General features: G+C 39.2%; 15 protein-coding genes. 5 read left to right on the forward strand and 10 right to left on the reverse strand.

Features of this window, described 5'->3' with window-relative positions:
* Positions 1-2: 2 nt before the first annotated feature.
* Both EZJ28_RS06525 and EZJ28_RS06530 read right to left on the reverse strand, forming a co-directional pair.
* Complete coding sequence (locus EZJ28_RS06525) at positions 3-479, reverse strand: hypothetical protein (protein ID WP_131396121.1); 477 nt, start codon at positions 477-479, stop codon at positions 3-5.
* 1 nt (position 480) lies between these two features.
* Positions 481-1,341, reverse strand: coding sequence for an SPFH domain-containing protein (locus EZJ28_RS06530; RefSeq protein WP_131396122.1), 861 nt, complete (start codon positions 1,339-1,341; stop codon positions 481-483).
* A gap of 122 nt (positions 1,342-1,463) precedes the next feature.
* Between EZJ28_RS06530 and EZJ28_RS06535 the strand changes: the two genes are divergently transcribed.
* Positions 1,464-2,246, forward strand: a complete 783-nt coding sequence (locus EZJ28_RS06535; RefSeq protein ID WP_131396124.1) for a S1/P1 nuclease — start codon at positions 1,464-1,466, stop codon at positions 2,244-2,246.
* On the opposite strand, the gene EZJ28_RS06540 is transcribed toward EZJ28_RS06535, so the two are convergent.
* The gene (locus EZJ28_RS06540) at positions 2,237-2,827 is read right to left on the reverse strand and encodes an alpha-ketoglutarate-dependent dioxygenase AlkB (protein ID WP_131396125.1); all 591 of its coding nucleotides are present in this window, start codon (positions 2,825-2,827) and stop codon (positions 2,237-2,239) included. The two genes, EZJ28_RS06535 and EZJ28_RS06540, sit on opposite strands and share 10 nt — an antisense overlap.
* A 3-nt stretch (positions 2,828-2,830) precedes the next feature.
* The gene (locus tag EZJ28_RS06545) at positions 2,831-3,190 is read right to left on the reverse strand and encodes a MauE/DoxX family redox-associated membrane protein (protein WP_131396127.1); all 360 of its coding nucleotides are present in this window, start codon (positions 3,188-3,190) and stop codon (positions 2,831-2,833) included.
* A gap of 146 nt (positions 3,191-3,336) precedes the next feature.
* On the opposite strand from EZJ28_RS06545, the gene EZJ28_RS06550 reads away from it, so the two are divergent.
* A complete protein-coding gene (locus EZJ28_RS06550; RefSeq protein WP_131396128.1) occupies positions 3,337-5,577 on the forward strand; it encodes an ATP-binding protein in 2,241 nt (746 codons plus the stop codon).
* 2 nt (positions 5,578-5,579) lie between these two features.
* On the opposite strand, the gene EZJ28_RS06555 is transcribed toward EZJ28_RS06550, so the two are convergent.
* Both EZJ28_RS06555 and htpG read right to left on the reverse strand, forming a co-directional pair.
* Positions 5,580-6,395: a DUF6503 family protein gene (locus tag EZJ28_RS06555; protein WP_131396130.1), complete on the reverse strand. Its 816-nt coding sequence runs from the start codon at positions 6,393-6,395 to the stop codon at positions 5,580-5,582.
* Between the two features lie 97 nt (positions 6,396-6,492).
* A complete protein-coding gene (gene htpG, locus EZJ28_RS06560; protein ID WP_131396132.1) occupies positions 6,493-8,379 on the reverse strand; it encodes a molecular chaperone HtpG in 1,887 nt (628 codons plus the stop codon).
* A gap of 214 nt (positions 8,380-8,593) precedes the next feature.
* On the opposite strand from htpG, the gene EZJ28_RS06565 reads away from it, so the two are divergent.
* Both EZJ28_RS06565 and EZJ28_RS06570 read left to right on the forward strand, forming a co-directional pair.
* Positions 8,594-9,265, forward strand: coding sequence for a TetR family transcriptional regulator C-terminal domain-containing protein (locus EZJ28_RS06565; RefSeq protein WP_131396133.1), 672 nt, complete (start codon positions 8,594-8,596; stop codon positions 9,263-9,265).
* A 9-nt stretch (positions 9,266-9,274) separates the two neighbouring features.
* On the forward strand, positions 9,275-10,582 hold the full coding sequence (locus tag EZJ28_RS06570) for an AarF/ABC1/UbiB kinase family protein (RefSeq protein ID WP_131396135.1): 1,308 nt from the start codon (positions 9,275-9,277) through the stop codon (positions 10,580-10,582).
* Positions 10,583-10,700: 118 nt separating this feature from the next.
* Here the strand turns inward: EZJ28_RS06570 and EZJ28_RS06575 are convergent, their stop codons facing one another.
* Entirely contained in the window at positions 10,701-13,160 is a 2,460-nt protein-coding gene (locus tag EZJ28_RS06575; RefSeq protein WP_131396137.1) for a prolyl oligopeptidase family serine peptidase, read from the reverse strand.
* 134 nt (positions 13,161-13,294) lie between these two features.
* Between EZJ28_RS06575 and EZJ28_RS06580 the strand changes: the two genes are divergently transcribed.
* Positions 13,295-14,305 carry a 3-oxoacyl-ACP synthase III family protein gene (locus EZJ28_RS06580; protein WP_131396139.1) on the forward strand — a complete coding sequence of 337 codons (1,011 nt, stop codon included), beginning with the start codon at positions 13,295-13,297 and terminating at the stop codon, positions 14,303-14,305.
* A 30-nt stretch (positions 14,306-14,335) separates the two neighbouring features.
* Here EZJ28_RS06580 and EZJ28_RS06585 read toward each other — a convergent pair whose 3' ends face one another.
* The 3 genes from EZJ28_RS06585 to EZJ28_RS06595 all read right to left on the reverse strand — a co-directional run bounded on the left by EZJ28_RS06585 (position 14,336) and on the right by EZJ28_RS06595 (position 15,582).
* On the reverse strand, positions 14,336-14,545 hold the full coding sequence (locus EZJ28_RS06585) for a hypothetical protein (protein ID WP_131396141.1): 210 nt from the start codon (positions 14,543-14,545) through the stop codon (positions 14,336-14,338).
* Positions 14,538-14,783 carry a DUF2007 domain-containing protein gene (locus EZJ28_RS06590; protein WP_131396142.1) on the reverse strand — a complete coding sequence of 82 codons (246 nt, stop codon included), beginning with the start codon at positions 14,781-14,783 and terminating at the stop codon, positions 14,538-14,540. Before EZJ28_RS06590 ends, EZJ28_RS06585 begins: the two co-directional genes overlap by 8 nt.
* 73 nt (positions 14,784-14,856) lie before the next feature.
* Entirely contained in the window at positions 14,857-15,582 is a 726-nt protein-coding gene (locus EZJ28_RS06595; RefSeq protein WP_131396144.1) for a hypothetical protein, read from the reverse strand.
* Between the last annotated feature and the right edge of the window lie 40 nt (positions 15,583-15,622).

The raw sequence follows: 15,622 nt of genomic DNA on the forward strand, positions 1-15,622 counted from the left end.
AGCTAAGCTGTTTTTTTATGGTATCGCTGAATAGCTTTTTCTGCTTCTGCTGGTTTATTGGTTCCTATCAGAAATCTTTCATTATCCTTTGTAATTATCTGGATTCCCATATTTCCCGAAACATTATAAGCTTTGGCCTTATTCAAACCTCGAATTCCCCAGCCCCCATATTCTCTAAGAGGGGCATATTGCCGAATATAGCACCTGCTAATATCGTTCCAACTAAACGATCTTTTAAAAATGCCAAAGGGCTCAAACCTGGTCTCTATTCCTGAAGGTCCTATCTTCGTATGAAGCCTGGTATTCCAGAATAATACCATAAGAATAGTCACTGGTATGAGGCTGAGAATTTTCCATTTACCAGTTTCAAGGTTAGTGAGATTATTTACAAAGGCAAGACCAATTGCAATGAAGCTACTACTGAGAATAAGCAGAAGCCACCATTGCCTGAAAGCCTGTCTTTCTTTAAAAACACGCATCTTAGTGATTTAGTGTTCCAGCATTCACCACTGGGGTGGCATCCCGGTCCCCACAAAGCACAACCATCAGGTTACTCACCATAGCTGCTCTTCTTTCATCATCGAGATTTACAAGTTCTTTTTGACTCAATTCATTTAATGCCATTTCAACCATACTTACTGCACCCTGCACTATCTTATGGCGTGCAGCTACTATGGCTGTGGCCTGTTGTCTTTTAAGCATGGCACTGGCGATCTCATTGGCATATGCCAGGTAACCAATTCGGGCTTCCAGAACTTCAATCCCGGCAATATCGAGTCTTTCTTCCAATTCTTTTTCAAGAGCGTCGCTCACCTCATTCATACTGGATCTTAATGTGATATCCTCATCCAGCCCTTCGTCTGCAAAATTATCATAAGGATAAAGACTTGCAAGTTTTCTTACCGCAGCATCGGTTTGCACTACTACGAAATTTTCAAAATTGTCAACATCAAATGATGCCTTGAAAGTATCCATCACCCTCCATACCAGAATAGTACTGATCATTACCGGATTTCCCAGTTTATCATTTACTTTTAGCCTTTCACTATCAAAATTACGGGCTCTTAGGGAGATTTTCTTCTTGGTGTAGAATGGATTTACCCAGAAAAGGCCATTGTCCTTGACTGTTCCTTTATAGTCTCCAAAAAGCAGCAAAACCCTTGATTCATTGGGATTCACGAGAATAAGGCCGAATAAGATAATGATTGCGCAAATAGTTGCGATTCCCCATAGAGGATTACCTGTAGTAGTGAAAGCCACTATACTTCCTATAAATAATACAAAGAAAACAAAGAGCATTAAATAGCCATTTGAGGCTTTAAGAGTTTTTTCCTGAGTCATGATTGAAATATTTTCTGATATTAAAATGATATTATAAATATATGATATTAAAATTTAATATTTAAGATTCTTAATATGAAAATTTTAAAGGCTTGGTTATATTTGCCAAAAACTGATAAGAAATGAAGAAATACTTATTCACTTTACTTTTTATATTTTCCATGATTTTCAGTTATGCAGCTGATGCCGATTGGGGGAAGACCGGTCACCGCGCAACCGCAGAGATTGCTGAAAAATATCTCAGTGTAAAGGCGAAAAAAGCTATAGACAAAATTTTAAATGGTCATGGCCTCGCTTTCGTAGCTAATTATGGCGATGATATCAAAAGTGACCCGGCATATCGAAAATACAATCCATGGCATTATGTGAATATTCACCCTGACTCGGAAGAATATGTGATCGAAGAGGCCAGTGAAGATGGGGATCTGGTACATGCGATCAGAAAATGTAAAGAGGTCCTGTTGGATAAAAACGCCTCAATTGAAGAAAAGCAATTCCATCTGAAAATGCTTGTTCATTTTATGGGAGATCTTCACCAGCCTTTTCATGTTGGTCATGCTTCAGATAAAGGCGGGAATGATATTCAGGTAAGATGGTTCAATGATGGTTCCAATATACATCGCGTATGGGATAGTGAAATGATAGATTTTTATCAAATGAGCTATACGGAGCTGGCTATTAATACTAAAGAATTGTCCAGGAGTCAGATCAAGTCGATTCAGGATGGGAAGTTGCTGGATTGGGTCTATGAGTCCAGAGAAATGGCAGAAGAGTTGTATGCGGGTGTAAATAGTGGTGACAAATTAGGGTATACTTATATGTATCATCATATGCCAACTGTTCTGGCACAACTTCAAAAAGGCGGACTGAGACTTGCTAAAATTCTGAATGAGATCTATTCTTGATAAATCTTTCTGAAAGTTAAGTTTATCCGGGGGGCTACACTCTTTTTTGTTTTGGGAAGCTGATGTTTCCAGAATTGCTGTGTTGTTCCTTTCATAATTAAAAGGCTGCCATGTTGCAGCCTTATTTTATGCCTGGCCGTGGGGTTAGTTTTATGTTTTAAATGAAAAACCCTTTCACCTCCAAAGCTTACCGAAGCGATCAACGGTTGAGAACCCAGCTCTTTTTCGTCATCAGAATGCCATCCCATACTGTCAGAGCCATCCCGGTACAAGTTTGCCAGGCATGCATTGAAACGGGTTCCGGAATACTTTTCACATTTCAGTTTTATTTTTTCCAGGGTTTGGGTAAAAGGAAGTGGACTTAACTTAAGTCCGGAATAAGTATAATCTCTGCTTGCTTCACCATAGAAGGACGTCAATCTGGGCTGGAATATTTCCTTACCAAACATTTTGATTTTGTCTTGTTTCCATTCCAGGGAAAAAAGAAGTTCATCAAGAAACTCATCGGCTTTTTGAGCTTCAAAAAACTCCGGATAATATTCTACGGAAGCGTCGGGCAGGTTTATGATTTCCTTATCCATTAACTAGTATTTTAAATAATACCATGCCCAGTACATTAGGAGAAATTGTAGGGGAATTCTTAATATTAATAACCATTGAGGTAGTCCGACTCCTGCTTTTTTAGAGGACAACATATGGAAGTGAACCAGCAAAAATACCATCAGCATGAGAATTATTCCATAGATACTCAGATCTTTGGTAGCGGGAATACATAGGAGTATGCCTAGAAAGATTTCCGCTTCACCGCTAAGCTTTACCAGGAGCCTATGATTAGGGAGATAATCTGGCATTATTCTCATATATATTTTAGGTTTCAGAAAATGAAATATGCCGGCAAGGATATAAAGAATTGCCATTAAATAAAGGTGCCAGGGGTAGATCATGGAAAAACATTTTTTTTTAATATACTACAAATTTCCGGTTATTTAAATTAGTTAAAATTTGATTTTTCCTTAATTAAAAAGTTGCCTAAGTCCTTTAAATAGAGTAATTTTCGGGCGCCTAAATCTAATATTAACCTGGTCTGCGTTTGAAAAAAAACTACTTTTTCTTCTTACCGGTATTTTTTTTACTGTGGAACTTTAGTATTTCTCAGGAAGCAGATTCTTCCAGTCGGGATACTCTATTCGCACTTTTAGCCAGGATAGAACGTTCCATACAGGCTTATGACTACGAAAAGGCAGTAGAATATTCGCACAGCCTAATTAGTCTGGCTAAAAATGCCGATGATCCTTATTTTGTAGCGAAAGCCTATAATCAGTTGGGCCATGTTTATGTGGACCTTGACGATAAGGCTCGTGCACGCCGAAATTATATACTTGGTCTGGAATATGCAAAAAAGGGAGAAAATGATACGCTAATCATGCATTCCTATAATTATTTGGGAAATATATATTCCGAAATCCCGGAAACAAGGCAAAAAGGCATTAATTACTATAATAAAGGGATAGAACTGGCAGAAAAGATTAACGATCCCGTTGAGGCCGTAATTCCAAAAGCGAATATTGGGTGGACCTATCTTGATAATGGGGAGTATGATAAGGCATATCCTTATATAAGTCAATCCCTTGCGACGGTAGATTCTGCTAAGTCCACTTACGAGAAAAAGGAGAGACTGGACTATATATATTCCCAGTTGTATATGCTTCATGGCAGGTATTATACTAATAAAAGGAAATATGAAACCGCCGCTTATTTTTTTACGAATTCTATTAGACTGGCAGAAGAAGATAGTTTGATCCTCCCTGCAGCTGAGGCATATTATGAATACGCCGAAATGCTGGAACAAAAAGGAGAGTTTGAAGAGGCTTATAAAGCACAGGAGAAATATGTGGAATTTAACTCCAAAGTCTTCGAAAGTGAAAAATTGAGGCAAATGGAAATTGCTAATGCACGGTTTAACCTCAATGAATATCGGAAGGACCTGGAGATAGCCGAAAAAGAACAGCAGTACCATGAACAGATCATAGAAAAATCCAGAGAAAAGGTGATCGTGATGGTTCTCTCTTCACTTGGCCTTATCTTTATACTCGTGTTTCTGCATAAAGTAAACAGGGATCGGCAGGGCCTTATTAGTAAGCTTAAGATTAAGAACAACCAGTATAAAGAGGCTAAAGATGAAGCAGAAAAACTTTCAGTTTTAAAGACAAAATTCTTTAGTACGGTGAGTCACGAGATTAGGACGCCGCTATACGGGGTTATAGGTTTAACCTCCCTTCTTCTGGAAGATAAAAGTCTTGAAAGGCATAAAGGAGATCTTAGGTCGCTGAAATTTTCAGCTGATTATTTGCTGGCTCTTATCAACGATGTCCTTCAAATGAACAAGATGGAGTCAAATGAGGTGAAACTTGAGCATGTTTCATTTCAGCCAAAGGAGTTGATGGAAAGTATCGTTAACAGCTTTGAGTTCACCCGTATTCAGAATAAAAATAAAATTCATCTGGAAATAGATGAGGCGATACCTACTCATCTCATTGGAGACTCTGTAAGATTATCCCAGGTATTGATGAATCTGGTAGGAAATGCCATGAAATTTACTGAAAGAGGCCACATCCATATTCAGGCAAGCCAGATTGAGAATGACGGTGAACATTCAAAAATTTATTTTGAAGTAAAAGATGATGGTCCCGGAATTCCTGAAAGTAAGAAAAAAGTAGTATTTGAAGAGTTCTCTCAGCTCAACAATTCAAATTACAGTTACCAGGGTACAGGGCTTGGTTTACCTATAGTAAAAAGACTTCTTACCTTATTCAATTCAAAGATAAAACTGGACAGTAAGGAAGGTGAAGGCTCAACTTTTAGTTTTACGATTGAGTTTAAGATTGATCATTCCAAAAGAAAGAAATCTAAGATACAACCCGAATTACTGGATACCGTGGGCTATAACTCCTCCCGAAATATACTTATCGTAGATGATAACAGGATCAATCAGGTGGTTACGAAAAAGGTGCTGGTGAAAAAGGATTTTAGCTGTACGGTGGCCGGTGATGGTCACACGGCGATAGCACTTGCCAAATCAGAGGATTTTGATCTTATACTTATGGATGTTAACATGCCCGGAATATCTGGTTTGGAAGCTTCCAGGGAAATTAGAAAATTCAATAAGGAAATACCAATTCTTGCACTAACAGCGGTTGAGGTAGACGAAATAAGGGAAGAGATTATGGCGGCAGGTATGACCGATATTATAGTGAAACCCTATGATGTCAAGCAATTCTATCAGATCGTCTATAAACATCTAAGCCTTAGAAATCATCCTCAGAAAGTATAGGATCATTTATTTATTATCCTCGAATTTTCGGGAGTTTTAAAATAATTCTCTTCCGGAACGAAGAATTTGATATCAGTAATTTCTGCTTCACCCAGCTTTTCTCCTAGCCCATCAGTTTCATTCCAGTTGTGGAAGGACCATTTTGTAGATATTGCTACATTTTCTATCATTTCGTAATCTGAAAAAACTATGGCATGCGGATTTTCTTCTGCTTTAGCCTGTTCTTTACTGAAGGTCACTATGTATGCGGCTGCCTTTATTCGCCCTGTTTCAGGATCCTGATAAATAATGTACCAATCGTCGGGAGAATCACCGGTCCCGGCTTCAAAACTGAGTTTGGCAGTATTATATTCCAGACTGTCAAGTTTACGTTTTTCTTGTACTTCCCATACAGTTCCCGGATCGGTGAGCTTAAAAGGCATCGCAAAAAAGTACTGCCAGGTGAAAAGATCAAATCTTGCCCCCTCTGTTTTAGCCGAAGCAGGAGTAATCACACTAGTTTTCTCATCATAAATTATTGATGTTCCGTCAGCTTTGTCCACTCTTACTCCTGTAGAATTTGTCATTATACTAATCCTGGCGTCCAGTTGAGTCTTTTCTCCAAATTTTAATTTTATTTCAAAAGAGATCGCTTCATGGGTCATAAAGGCCACTTTGTTATGAGCTTCTTCTATATTCTCCGAAAATGAAAGGGCAGGGGGAGGGCCGGCTCCATCACCGATACCATTGTCAGGCTCAACCGGAATTCTTTCTTCAGATTTATTCTCTTTGCAACTGAATAGGATCAAAATGCCGATCAGGAAGATTATCTTTTTCATAGACTGATTTTTATTAAAAGTACAAAAGCTAAATTTAGAAAATAAAAAAACCGCTATCCCGAAGGAAAGCGGTTCTTCAGATTAATTATATTTCAGTCTATTTAACCATATCAAAACTCCTCTTAATAAAGGCTGTAAGCTCTTCACCCTTCAGAAGGTTCTGAGAAAGCCTGGCAAGGTCAAGGGACTGTTTGATAAGTCTTTGCTGTTTCTTCTCGGTTTTAGTATTTAGAATTGTATTTATAAGGTCGTGGTTCGTATTCACCACCAGGTTATACATTTCCGGCATATTGCCCATTCCAAACATTCCGCCGCCACCGGTTTGCTGCATTTCCTTCATTCTACGCATGAATTCCGGCTGAGTGATGATGAGTGGGGCAGCATTACTGTCCATGGCTTCCATCTGGATAGTATATTTTTCCGATGGGATTACCTTTTCGAAATCAGCTTTAAGTTTCTCTTTTTCTTCATCAGAAAGTTTGGAGATCTTCTCTTCATCCTTCTTAATAAGGTTATCAATATGATCTGAATCTACCCTTACAAACGAGATCTTTTCTTTGGAAGTTTCCAGTTTTTGAAGAAGGTGGGAAATGATTGGTGAATCCAGGAGAAGAACTTTATATCCCTTATCCTTAGCGGCTTCGATATAACTGTGCTGCTCATTCTCATTGGAAGCATAAAGAACCACAAGGTTTCCATCCTTATCGGTCTGGTTCTCCTTGATCTTTTCTTCTAGTTCTTCAAATGTGAAATATTCATCTTCGGTTGTAGGATATAGAGCGAATTTCTCAGCTTTCTCGAAGAATTTTTCCTCGGTAAGCATACCATATTCAATAACGATCTTAATATCGTTCCATTTCTTCTCGAAATCCTCACGATTGTTGTTGAAAAGACTTTTCAGCTTATCTGCGACCTTTCGGGTGATATAGCTGGAGATCTTTTTCACGGCACCATCAGCCTGAAGGTAAGATCTGGATACATTCAACGGAATATCCGGTGAATCGATCACACCACGCAGCATCGTAAGGAATTCCGGCACGATACCTTCAACATTATCGGTAACAAATACCTGATTCTGATATAGCTGGATCTTATCCTTCTGGATGTTCATATCCTGAGTCATTCTCGGGAAATAGAGAATCCCTGTAAGATTGAACGGATAGTCTACATTCAGGTGAATATGAAATAACGGATCTTCAAACTGCATTGGGTAAAGTTCGCGATAGAAGTCGTTATAGTCTTTTTCCTCAAGATCGGTAGGTTGTTTGGTCCATGCCGGCTCGGGATTGTTTATGATATTATCAACCGTTTTAGTTTCTGGCTTCGCATCTTCCTTGGCATCTTCAGGTAGTGGAAGGGTTTCTTCCTTAGTTCCGAATTTGATAGGGATTGGCATGAATTTGTTATACTTCACAAGCAATTCCTGGATTCGATTCTCTTCAAGGAATTCCTTGTCATCTTCATTAATATGAAGGATGATCTCGGTACCATGTTCCTTTTTATCGGCTTCTTCCAGTTTGAATTCGGTGGTGCCTTCACATACCCAGTGAGCCGCAGGCTCGTCTTTGTGAGATTTTGTAATGATCTCCACTTTATTCGCCACCATAAAGGCAGAATAGAAACCAAGACCAAAATGACCTATTATTCCACTGTCTTTGGCTGAATCCTTATACTTCGCAAGGAATTCTTCAGCACCAGAAAAGGCCACTTCATTGATATACTTTTCAACCTCTTCTTTGGTCATCCCGATTCCCTGGTCTATTACGTGAAGAGTATTCTTCTCTTTATTGATTTTGACCTCAATCACAGGGTTACCATATTCAACATTTGCCTCCCCCAGACGGCTAAGGTGTTTTAGTTTCAGGGTTGCATCGGTTGCGTTAGATATAAGCTCTCTCAAAAAGATTTCGTGATCACTGTACAGAAACTTTTTGATGAGCGGAAAAATGTTTTCAACAGATACATTTATTTTTCCGGTTGCCATATTTTAAATTTTAAGTTTTATTCATCCTCCTATTTTCAAAAAAAGTACCATTAGTGATTCGCTGCCAAACTGACACGCCCTGTAATTAAATCTGTCTCTAAGCGTCTAAAATTCTGAAATTCAAAAGCGAAACGAAATATTTAACAAACTTTTTGTTTAAAGTTTGGTGTTTATAATTAAACAAAATTGTATTTTTGAAAACAATAAATGAATTATGGCAAAGTCAAAAGGAAATAGTAAAGTGAAAAAGAAGCCCGATGCAGATAAGCTGATTGCCATTTATATGGATTATGTGCTGGAAAATGAGAAGACGCCTAGAAGTGTATATAAGTTTGCCAAAGAGAATGAAATGACAGAGCAGGACTTTTATAAGCTTTTTGGTAGTTTTGAAGGATTACGCAAGGCGATATGGGAGAAATTTTTTGAGAACAGCATGGAGGTTATGGAAAAATCCAAGGAATATGCCTCCTTCTCGAATCGAGAAAAGTTGCTCACCTTCTTCTACACCTTCTTTGAAGTTTTAACGGCCAACAGAAGTTATGTTCTTTATACCCTTAGAGAGAATTCTCAGCCATTAAAGAACCTTGATCAGTTAAAGAGCCTTCGGAAGAATATTAAAAATTATGCGAAGACCCTTATAGAAGAAAGGAATAAAGAAAAATCGCTGAAATTATTTCAGCAAAGTGAACTTATCTTTTCTGAAGGTGTCTGGATTCAATTTTTGTTTCTCCTTAAATTCTGGATGGATGATAATTCACCGGCATTTGAGAGTACAGATGTAGCCATAGAGAAATCAGTGAATACTGTATTTGATGTATTCGATAATACTCCTCTTGAGCGGATAGTAGATTTTGGAAAATTTTTGTGGAAAGAAAGAATGGCTTAAGCCGGAGTTATGAAAACCATAGATAAAATACCAACAGGGAAACTGGGAAGAACGAGTAAGCTTGTTCAAACCGGAGTAAAGATAGGAGGGAATTACCTAAAATATTATGGTAAGAAGGCCTTTAATTCAGAGTTGACCAGGGAGGAACTGGACGAAGACAATGCGACCGATATCTATGACGGCTTAAAAAGCCTCAAGGGAAGTGCTTTAAAGGTAGCCCAAATGTTATCTATGGAAAAAAATCTGCTTCCGGGAGCTTATGTTGAAAAGTTCAGCCTTGCACAATTCAGCGTTCCTCCGCTTTCGGCTCCATTGGTTAGAAAGACTTTTAAAAAATATCAGGGAGATTATCCTGAAAATTTATATGATACGTTTGCAACCCAGTCGGTAAATGCTGCCAGCATCGGTCAGGTGCATAAGGCTACGAAAGACGGGAAAAAACTTGCTGTGAAAATCCAATATCCGGGGGTTGCAGACAGTATCAGTTCAGATCTCGCGATGGTTAAGCCCATTGCTTTAAAGATGTTCAATCTCCAGGCAAAGGATTCTGAAAAATATTTTCAGGAAGTAGAAGGGAAATTGCTGGAAGAGACAGACTATATTCTGGAAGTTAAACAGAGCAAGGAGATTTCTGAAGCCTGTGTACAAATTCCGAATATCAGGTTCCCTAAATATTATGAAGCTCTTTCCAGTGAACGTATCATCACTATGGACTGGATGGATGGCATTCATCTGAGTGATTTTGCAAAGCAAAATGAAGATCAGGAACTGGCAGATAGAATAGGACAGGCGTTGTGGGATTTTTATATGTTTCAGATCCATGGCTTAAAACAGGTTCATGCCGATCCGCACCCCGGTAATTTTATGGTGAGTAAGGATGATAAGTTAATCGCGATCGATTTTGGATGTATCAAACAGATCCCCGAAGATTTTTATGAACCTTATTTTTCTTTAACAAACAGAGAGAATCTGAATAACGAAGATTTCTTTTACAAAAGATTACTGGAGCTTGAAATTCTGAATGAGAACGATTCGGAAAAAGAGAAGAAATTCTTTTCTGACATGTTCTACGAGATGTTCACTATGTTCTCAACTCCATTCCAACAGGAGAGATTCGATTTTACTGATGAGAAATTCTGGCAGCATCTTACCCAATTAAGTGAAAAATATTCTAAAGACCCTGAATTGCGAAGAATGAATGGAAATAGAGGAAGCAGACATTTCCTTTATATGAGCCGGACCTTTTTTGGCCTCTATAATCTATTACATGATCTTAAAGCTAATGTTGATATAAATAAGTTTAGAGCTTATCTCTAATGGTTGATTTATTGGTTAGGTTGTTAGAAAGCGTGGTTGGTACCCTACATCAGCTGCGCTTTCTTAATTAAAAAACCCGGCAATGGCCGGGTTTTTTAGTTTTATTTATCTAAGAACTCTAATTTCCAAAATCCTCTTCGGGAACTTTCACAGAATTCCTATCCTTATTCTTTACATATTTTTCCAGCCACTGATCCTGTTCCCATAACACATGAAGAACCGATTCTTTTGCGCTGTATCCATGGCTTTCCTTAGGCAGCATTACCAGTCTAGCTGTGGCACCAAGACCTTTTAAAGCATTGAAGTAACGCTCGCTTTGCATTGGGTAGGTTCCCGAATTGTTATCGGCTTCCCCGTGTATAAGTAGTAGCGGCGTTTTCATTTTATCGGCATGCATAAAGGGAGACATTGTGTAATACACTTCGGGAGCTTCCCAGTAATTTCTTTCCTCGCTCTGGAAACCAAAAGGGGTGAGTGTTCTGTTATAGGCACCGCTCCTCGCAATTCCGGCGGCAAAAAGATCGGAATGAGAAAGTAGGTTGGCTGTCATAAAGGCTCCATAACTGTGGCCACCAACCGCAACACGATCCCTGTCTATATAACCCATGTCGTCTACTGCATCTATAGCAGCTTTCGCATTATCCACCAGTTGTTTTCTAAAGGTATCATTAGGCTCTTCCTCTCCTTCGCCAACAATTGGGAAAGAAGCATCATCCAGTACCACATATCCTCTGTTTACCCAATAAATAGGTGATCCATAGTAAGGATAGGTGAAATCATTAGCGTTGGATGTGTTCTGTGAAGCAGAGTTTTTATCCTTATACTCTCTTGGGTAAGCCCACATTAGCATAGGTAATTCCTTCGGGTTTTCCTTGTCGTAGCCGGCAGGAAGGTATAAAGTAGCGTTAAGCTCCAGTCCGTCATCCCTCTTATATGTTATTACTTCCTTACTTACATCCTCGAGACTCTTGAAAGGGTTCTCAAAAGATGTAATTTGAGTGAGCTCATCATCAGAATCTATGTCCCTTATATAATAATTGGGATATTCAACTGAAGACTCAATTCTAACAAGTATTTTTCCTTCTTCCATATCGAGGCCTTCTACCAGGGTCTCTTTTTTATCTTCAAATTCACTCTGGTAAAGTCTTTCCGTATCTCCATCTTCCAGATCGATCTTATCTACGAACGGGTACTGTCCATTTTCAGTAAAACCTGATCCAAGGAGGAAGGCATCTTCATCATCCAGTTTCAGTACATTTCTTCCGAATTCATTTTTGGTGGTCACGAATCGGCCGGGATCACTGTATACATCCTGGTAATTTCTGTCAAAAATGATTTCCGGCTCTTCGGAAGCATCTGAAGGATCAAACACATAGGTCTTTGTATTTCGGTTATTCCACCAGTAGTCCGTCGCGACTGCCAATTCTTCATTTCCCCAGAGGATTCTGCTTCCGCGGTTCCTCACTTTCAGTAAAGATCTTCCTTCCCCTTCAAAAGGAGCCTCCAGCTGGAAGAATTCATCACGATATTCAGCCTCCACTTCAGGATCACCGCCATCTAAAGCTGTAACATACACCAGTGTGGCAGGCTTGTCATCTCTCCATTCAAAATCCCTTTTTCCTTCACGTTCTGCCATAAAACCTTTGGGAAGGTCTTCTATAAGCGGCACGTCATTAATCATATTAATAAGGTTGCCGTCTTTGTCATACACATTTGTTTCTGAAGGGAACCTGTAATAAGGCACCAGGTAGGAAAATGGTTTCTTTATATGTGTCACCATCACGTAATTCCCATCGGGTGAAAATGAAATACCACTGTACATTCTGGGTTCCATCCATTTTGAAGTAGTTCCGTCAAGGTTCACCTTAACCAATTCGGCTCTTGCCAGCTGCTCAAAATTGTATTCATCATTAGGATTTTTGAGTAGATCCTGGTAGGTTCTGTTCTGGGCTTCCTTGCCATCACTGACCGAAACGGTTGGGCCTGTTGGAACAGATGTTTCAGTATCTATAAGTGCCTTTCTGTCCTGAGGCAGCATACTAACAAGGAGGCCAGAATTATCCCTGAACCAGTTAATTGTGCTTCTCATATTGGCGTTGAGGTTAGCACCGGTTAACTTTCGAGCCGTAGCTGAATCTACATCCAGTACCCATAGTTCAACTCCTTTATTGGTGGTATGGGTGAAGGCTATTTTGGATTCGTCCGGTGACCAGCTAAAGTTGGTCATTCGGGGAGCTTCAGGCAGTCCGGTTACGTCAGTTGGGGTATCAGCATCTATTGGTTTAACCTTTATATCATTATAATATCTCGCCCTGCTGCTGATATTCGTAACAGGGTTTATTCTTAATCCTGCCAGTCTCATCTCCTCTTCACTTAATTCAGCAATGCTCTTAAACTGATCCCTGTACAGAAATATCATCATTTCTCCGTCACTGTCCAATATTGTGGAAGGGGCAAGGGGGACATCCACAAGTTCAAGGATCTCCATGGGTGGTTTTTGGTAATCCAGATTTTCCTGGGCAAGTACATTTGCTGCAAATAATAACAAGCCCGAGAGGCAAATAATAATTCGGTTCATATAAAAAGTTTTAAGTTGAATTTTATCAACGGCAAAAACGGAAGGAATGTTAATGTTTAGTATATTGCACGTCAATTTTTTTACAATTTGATTAAATTTAATAAGAATTATTTTCAAAATCATAATTATTCTCGATGTATCAAACTAAAATTGCCGGATTAGGCAAATATGTTCCCGAAAATGTGGTTACCAACGATGATCTTTCCAAAATGATGGATACCAATGATGAATGGATCACCGAGCGTACCGGTATTAAAGAACGTAGGCATATAAAAAAAGGAGATGGAAATTCAACGGCCGTTATGGGCGTTAAGGCAGCCAAGATAGCCCTGGAGCGTTCGGGTATTTCGAAAGATGACATAGATCTTATAGTTTTTGCCACCCTTAGCCCCGATTACTACTTCCCTGGCTGTGGTGTACAGGTACAGGAAATGCTTGATATTGATACCTGCCCGGCCCTGGATGTTAGAAATCAGTGTAGTGGATTTGTCTATGCTATTTCGGTAGCCGACCAATTTATAAAAACAGGCATGTACAAAAATGTTCTCGTGATAGGTAGTGAGAATCATAGTGGCGGTCTTGATTTTACCACAAGGGGACGTTCTGTTTCAGTGATATTTGGGGATGGAGCAGGAGCTGCAGTGCTTACCCGAAGTGATCATAACGGTCAGGGTATTCTGTCAACTCATTTACATTCTGAAGGAAAACATGCTCTGGAGCTTTCACTAAAAGGACCGAGTACGAATTACTGGGTCCCGGAAATTATTAAAGATAACCCGCAAGGGGACGATATTCCATATTATCCATATATGAACGGGCAGTTCGTTTTTAAGAATGCCGTGCAGCGATTTTCCGAAGTGATCCACGAAGGCCTCCAGGCGAATGGGCTTGAAGTTTCTGATATCAATATGCTTATTCCGCATCAGGCCAACTTGAGGATTTCGCAGTTTATTCAGCATAAGTTCAGGTTAAGCGACGATAAGGTCTATAATAACATCCAGCGTTATGGTAATACCACCGCTGCTTCTATACCAATTGCTCTTACAGAGGCCTGGGAAGAAGGGAAAGTGAAAGATGAAGATATAGTTGTGCTGGCCGCTTTTGGTAGTGGATTTACCTGGGGTAGTGCGATCATAAAATGGTAAAATAAAGAGCCTCGTATAAACGGGGCTTTTTTATTTTCCGGTGAAGTATTTATATAGGTCGTAGATCCCAAAGATTATAAATGCAATCGCCAGAACTATCCCAAAGGTATCAGATTCTGAAATGCTCATTTTCTGATAAAGCCTGAAACTTCCATATCCCAGAAAAATAATACCAAGCACCAAATTCCAGATATTCCTTTTAGGTGCCTGTTCTTCTAATTCAGATTGCTCATTATTCATTTTCGAAGTCTTTCGGAAAGGTTGATTTTGCCATCTTTAATGCTTCATCATAATGATTCTGCATTACAAAAAGTTGTGCCTGGTTAGGTACGCCCCCGCCAAATCCAGCCCGAAGTCCGGAATCAAAATCATTTCTCACACGGGAATGTATACCTGCCTTTTCATATAGTTCCTGAAGGTACTGTACATTGGTTTCGGGTCCTGTATAAACCCTTTTATAATTTTCTTCTTGACTCATCTCAATGAATTTATAAGCCTAAATTACAAATAAGCGCAAAGCTTTACGGCTAATTTAATCTGAAATTAACGTTCTAGGCATTGTAGTATTTACTGTTCCAGATCTCTGTATTAAAATTCTTTCCCATTTTGAATCCATAAAATATGGCCAGACCGGCAAACCATTTAAAGATAAAGAAGAAAACAATGAAGAATTCTGTGGTACTGTGCTCAGGTGAGAATAAGCCATCAGGTACCAGCAAAGCAGTAAGAAAACTGGCGACAATAAGTAATAATACGAAATTCTCGAGGGTCCTGAAGGGCCACATTATGAGTTTTCTAAAGGGGTGGAGGTCGTTACCCCACTTATGAATAAGATAATAATAGTCGTTTCCTATAGGCGCAAAAAGTAAGGGGTCATCGGCGTTTTCAAGTTTGAAGAGACTTGAAGGAGCAACGATCCTAAAACCTTTAAGACTAGTGTTATGCTGACTTTCCAGTTCTTTTATCCTGATAAGCGCCTCATAGGGAATTTCCCCTTTAAAATACTTAGACTCAAGAAATCTAAGCCGATATTCAATACAAATCCTGTATATCTGGTTCAAATGAAAGATCCTGTCTGTATCAATCACTTCTGGATTAAAATCGTTCTTTTCTACCTGGGTGCCATTCTCAATTTCCTTGATAACCTGCTTGTCCTTTTCTTCCGTTTCGCGAAAAATCAATGCGATCTCATCCAGTATCTTTTCTTCTGAAAGGCTTTTATTACGGACTTTTAATAGCTGGTGTTCAATATTCGTGCGGGGAATTCTCAACTTCATTTTCTTTTCCTTTAGCCTCACTAAATTAGGTAATTAACCT

Source organism: Gramella sp. KN1008, assembly GCF_004332155.1.
GTDB lineage: Bacteria > Bacteroidota > Bacteroidia > Flavobacteriales > Flavobacteriaceae > Christiangramia.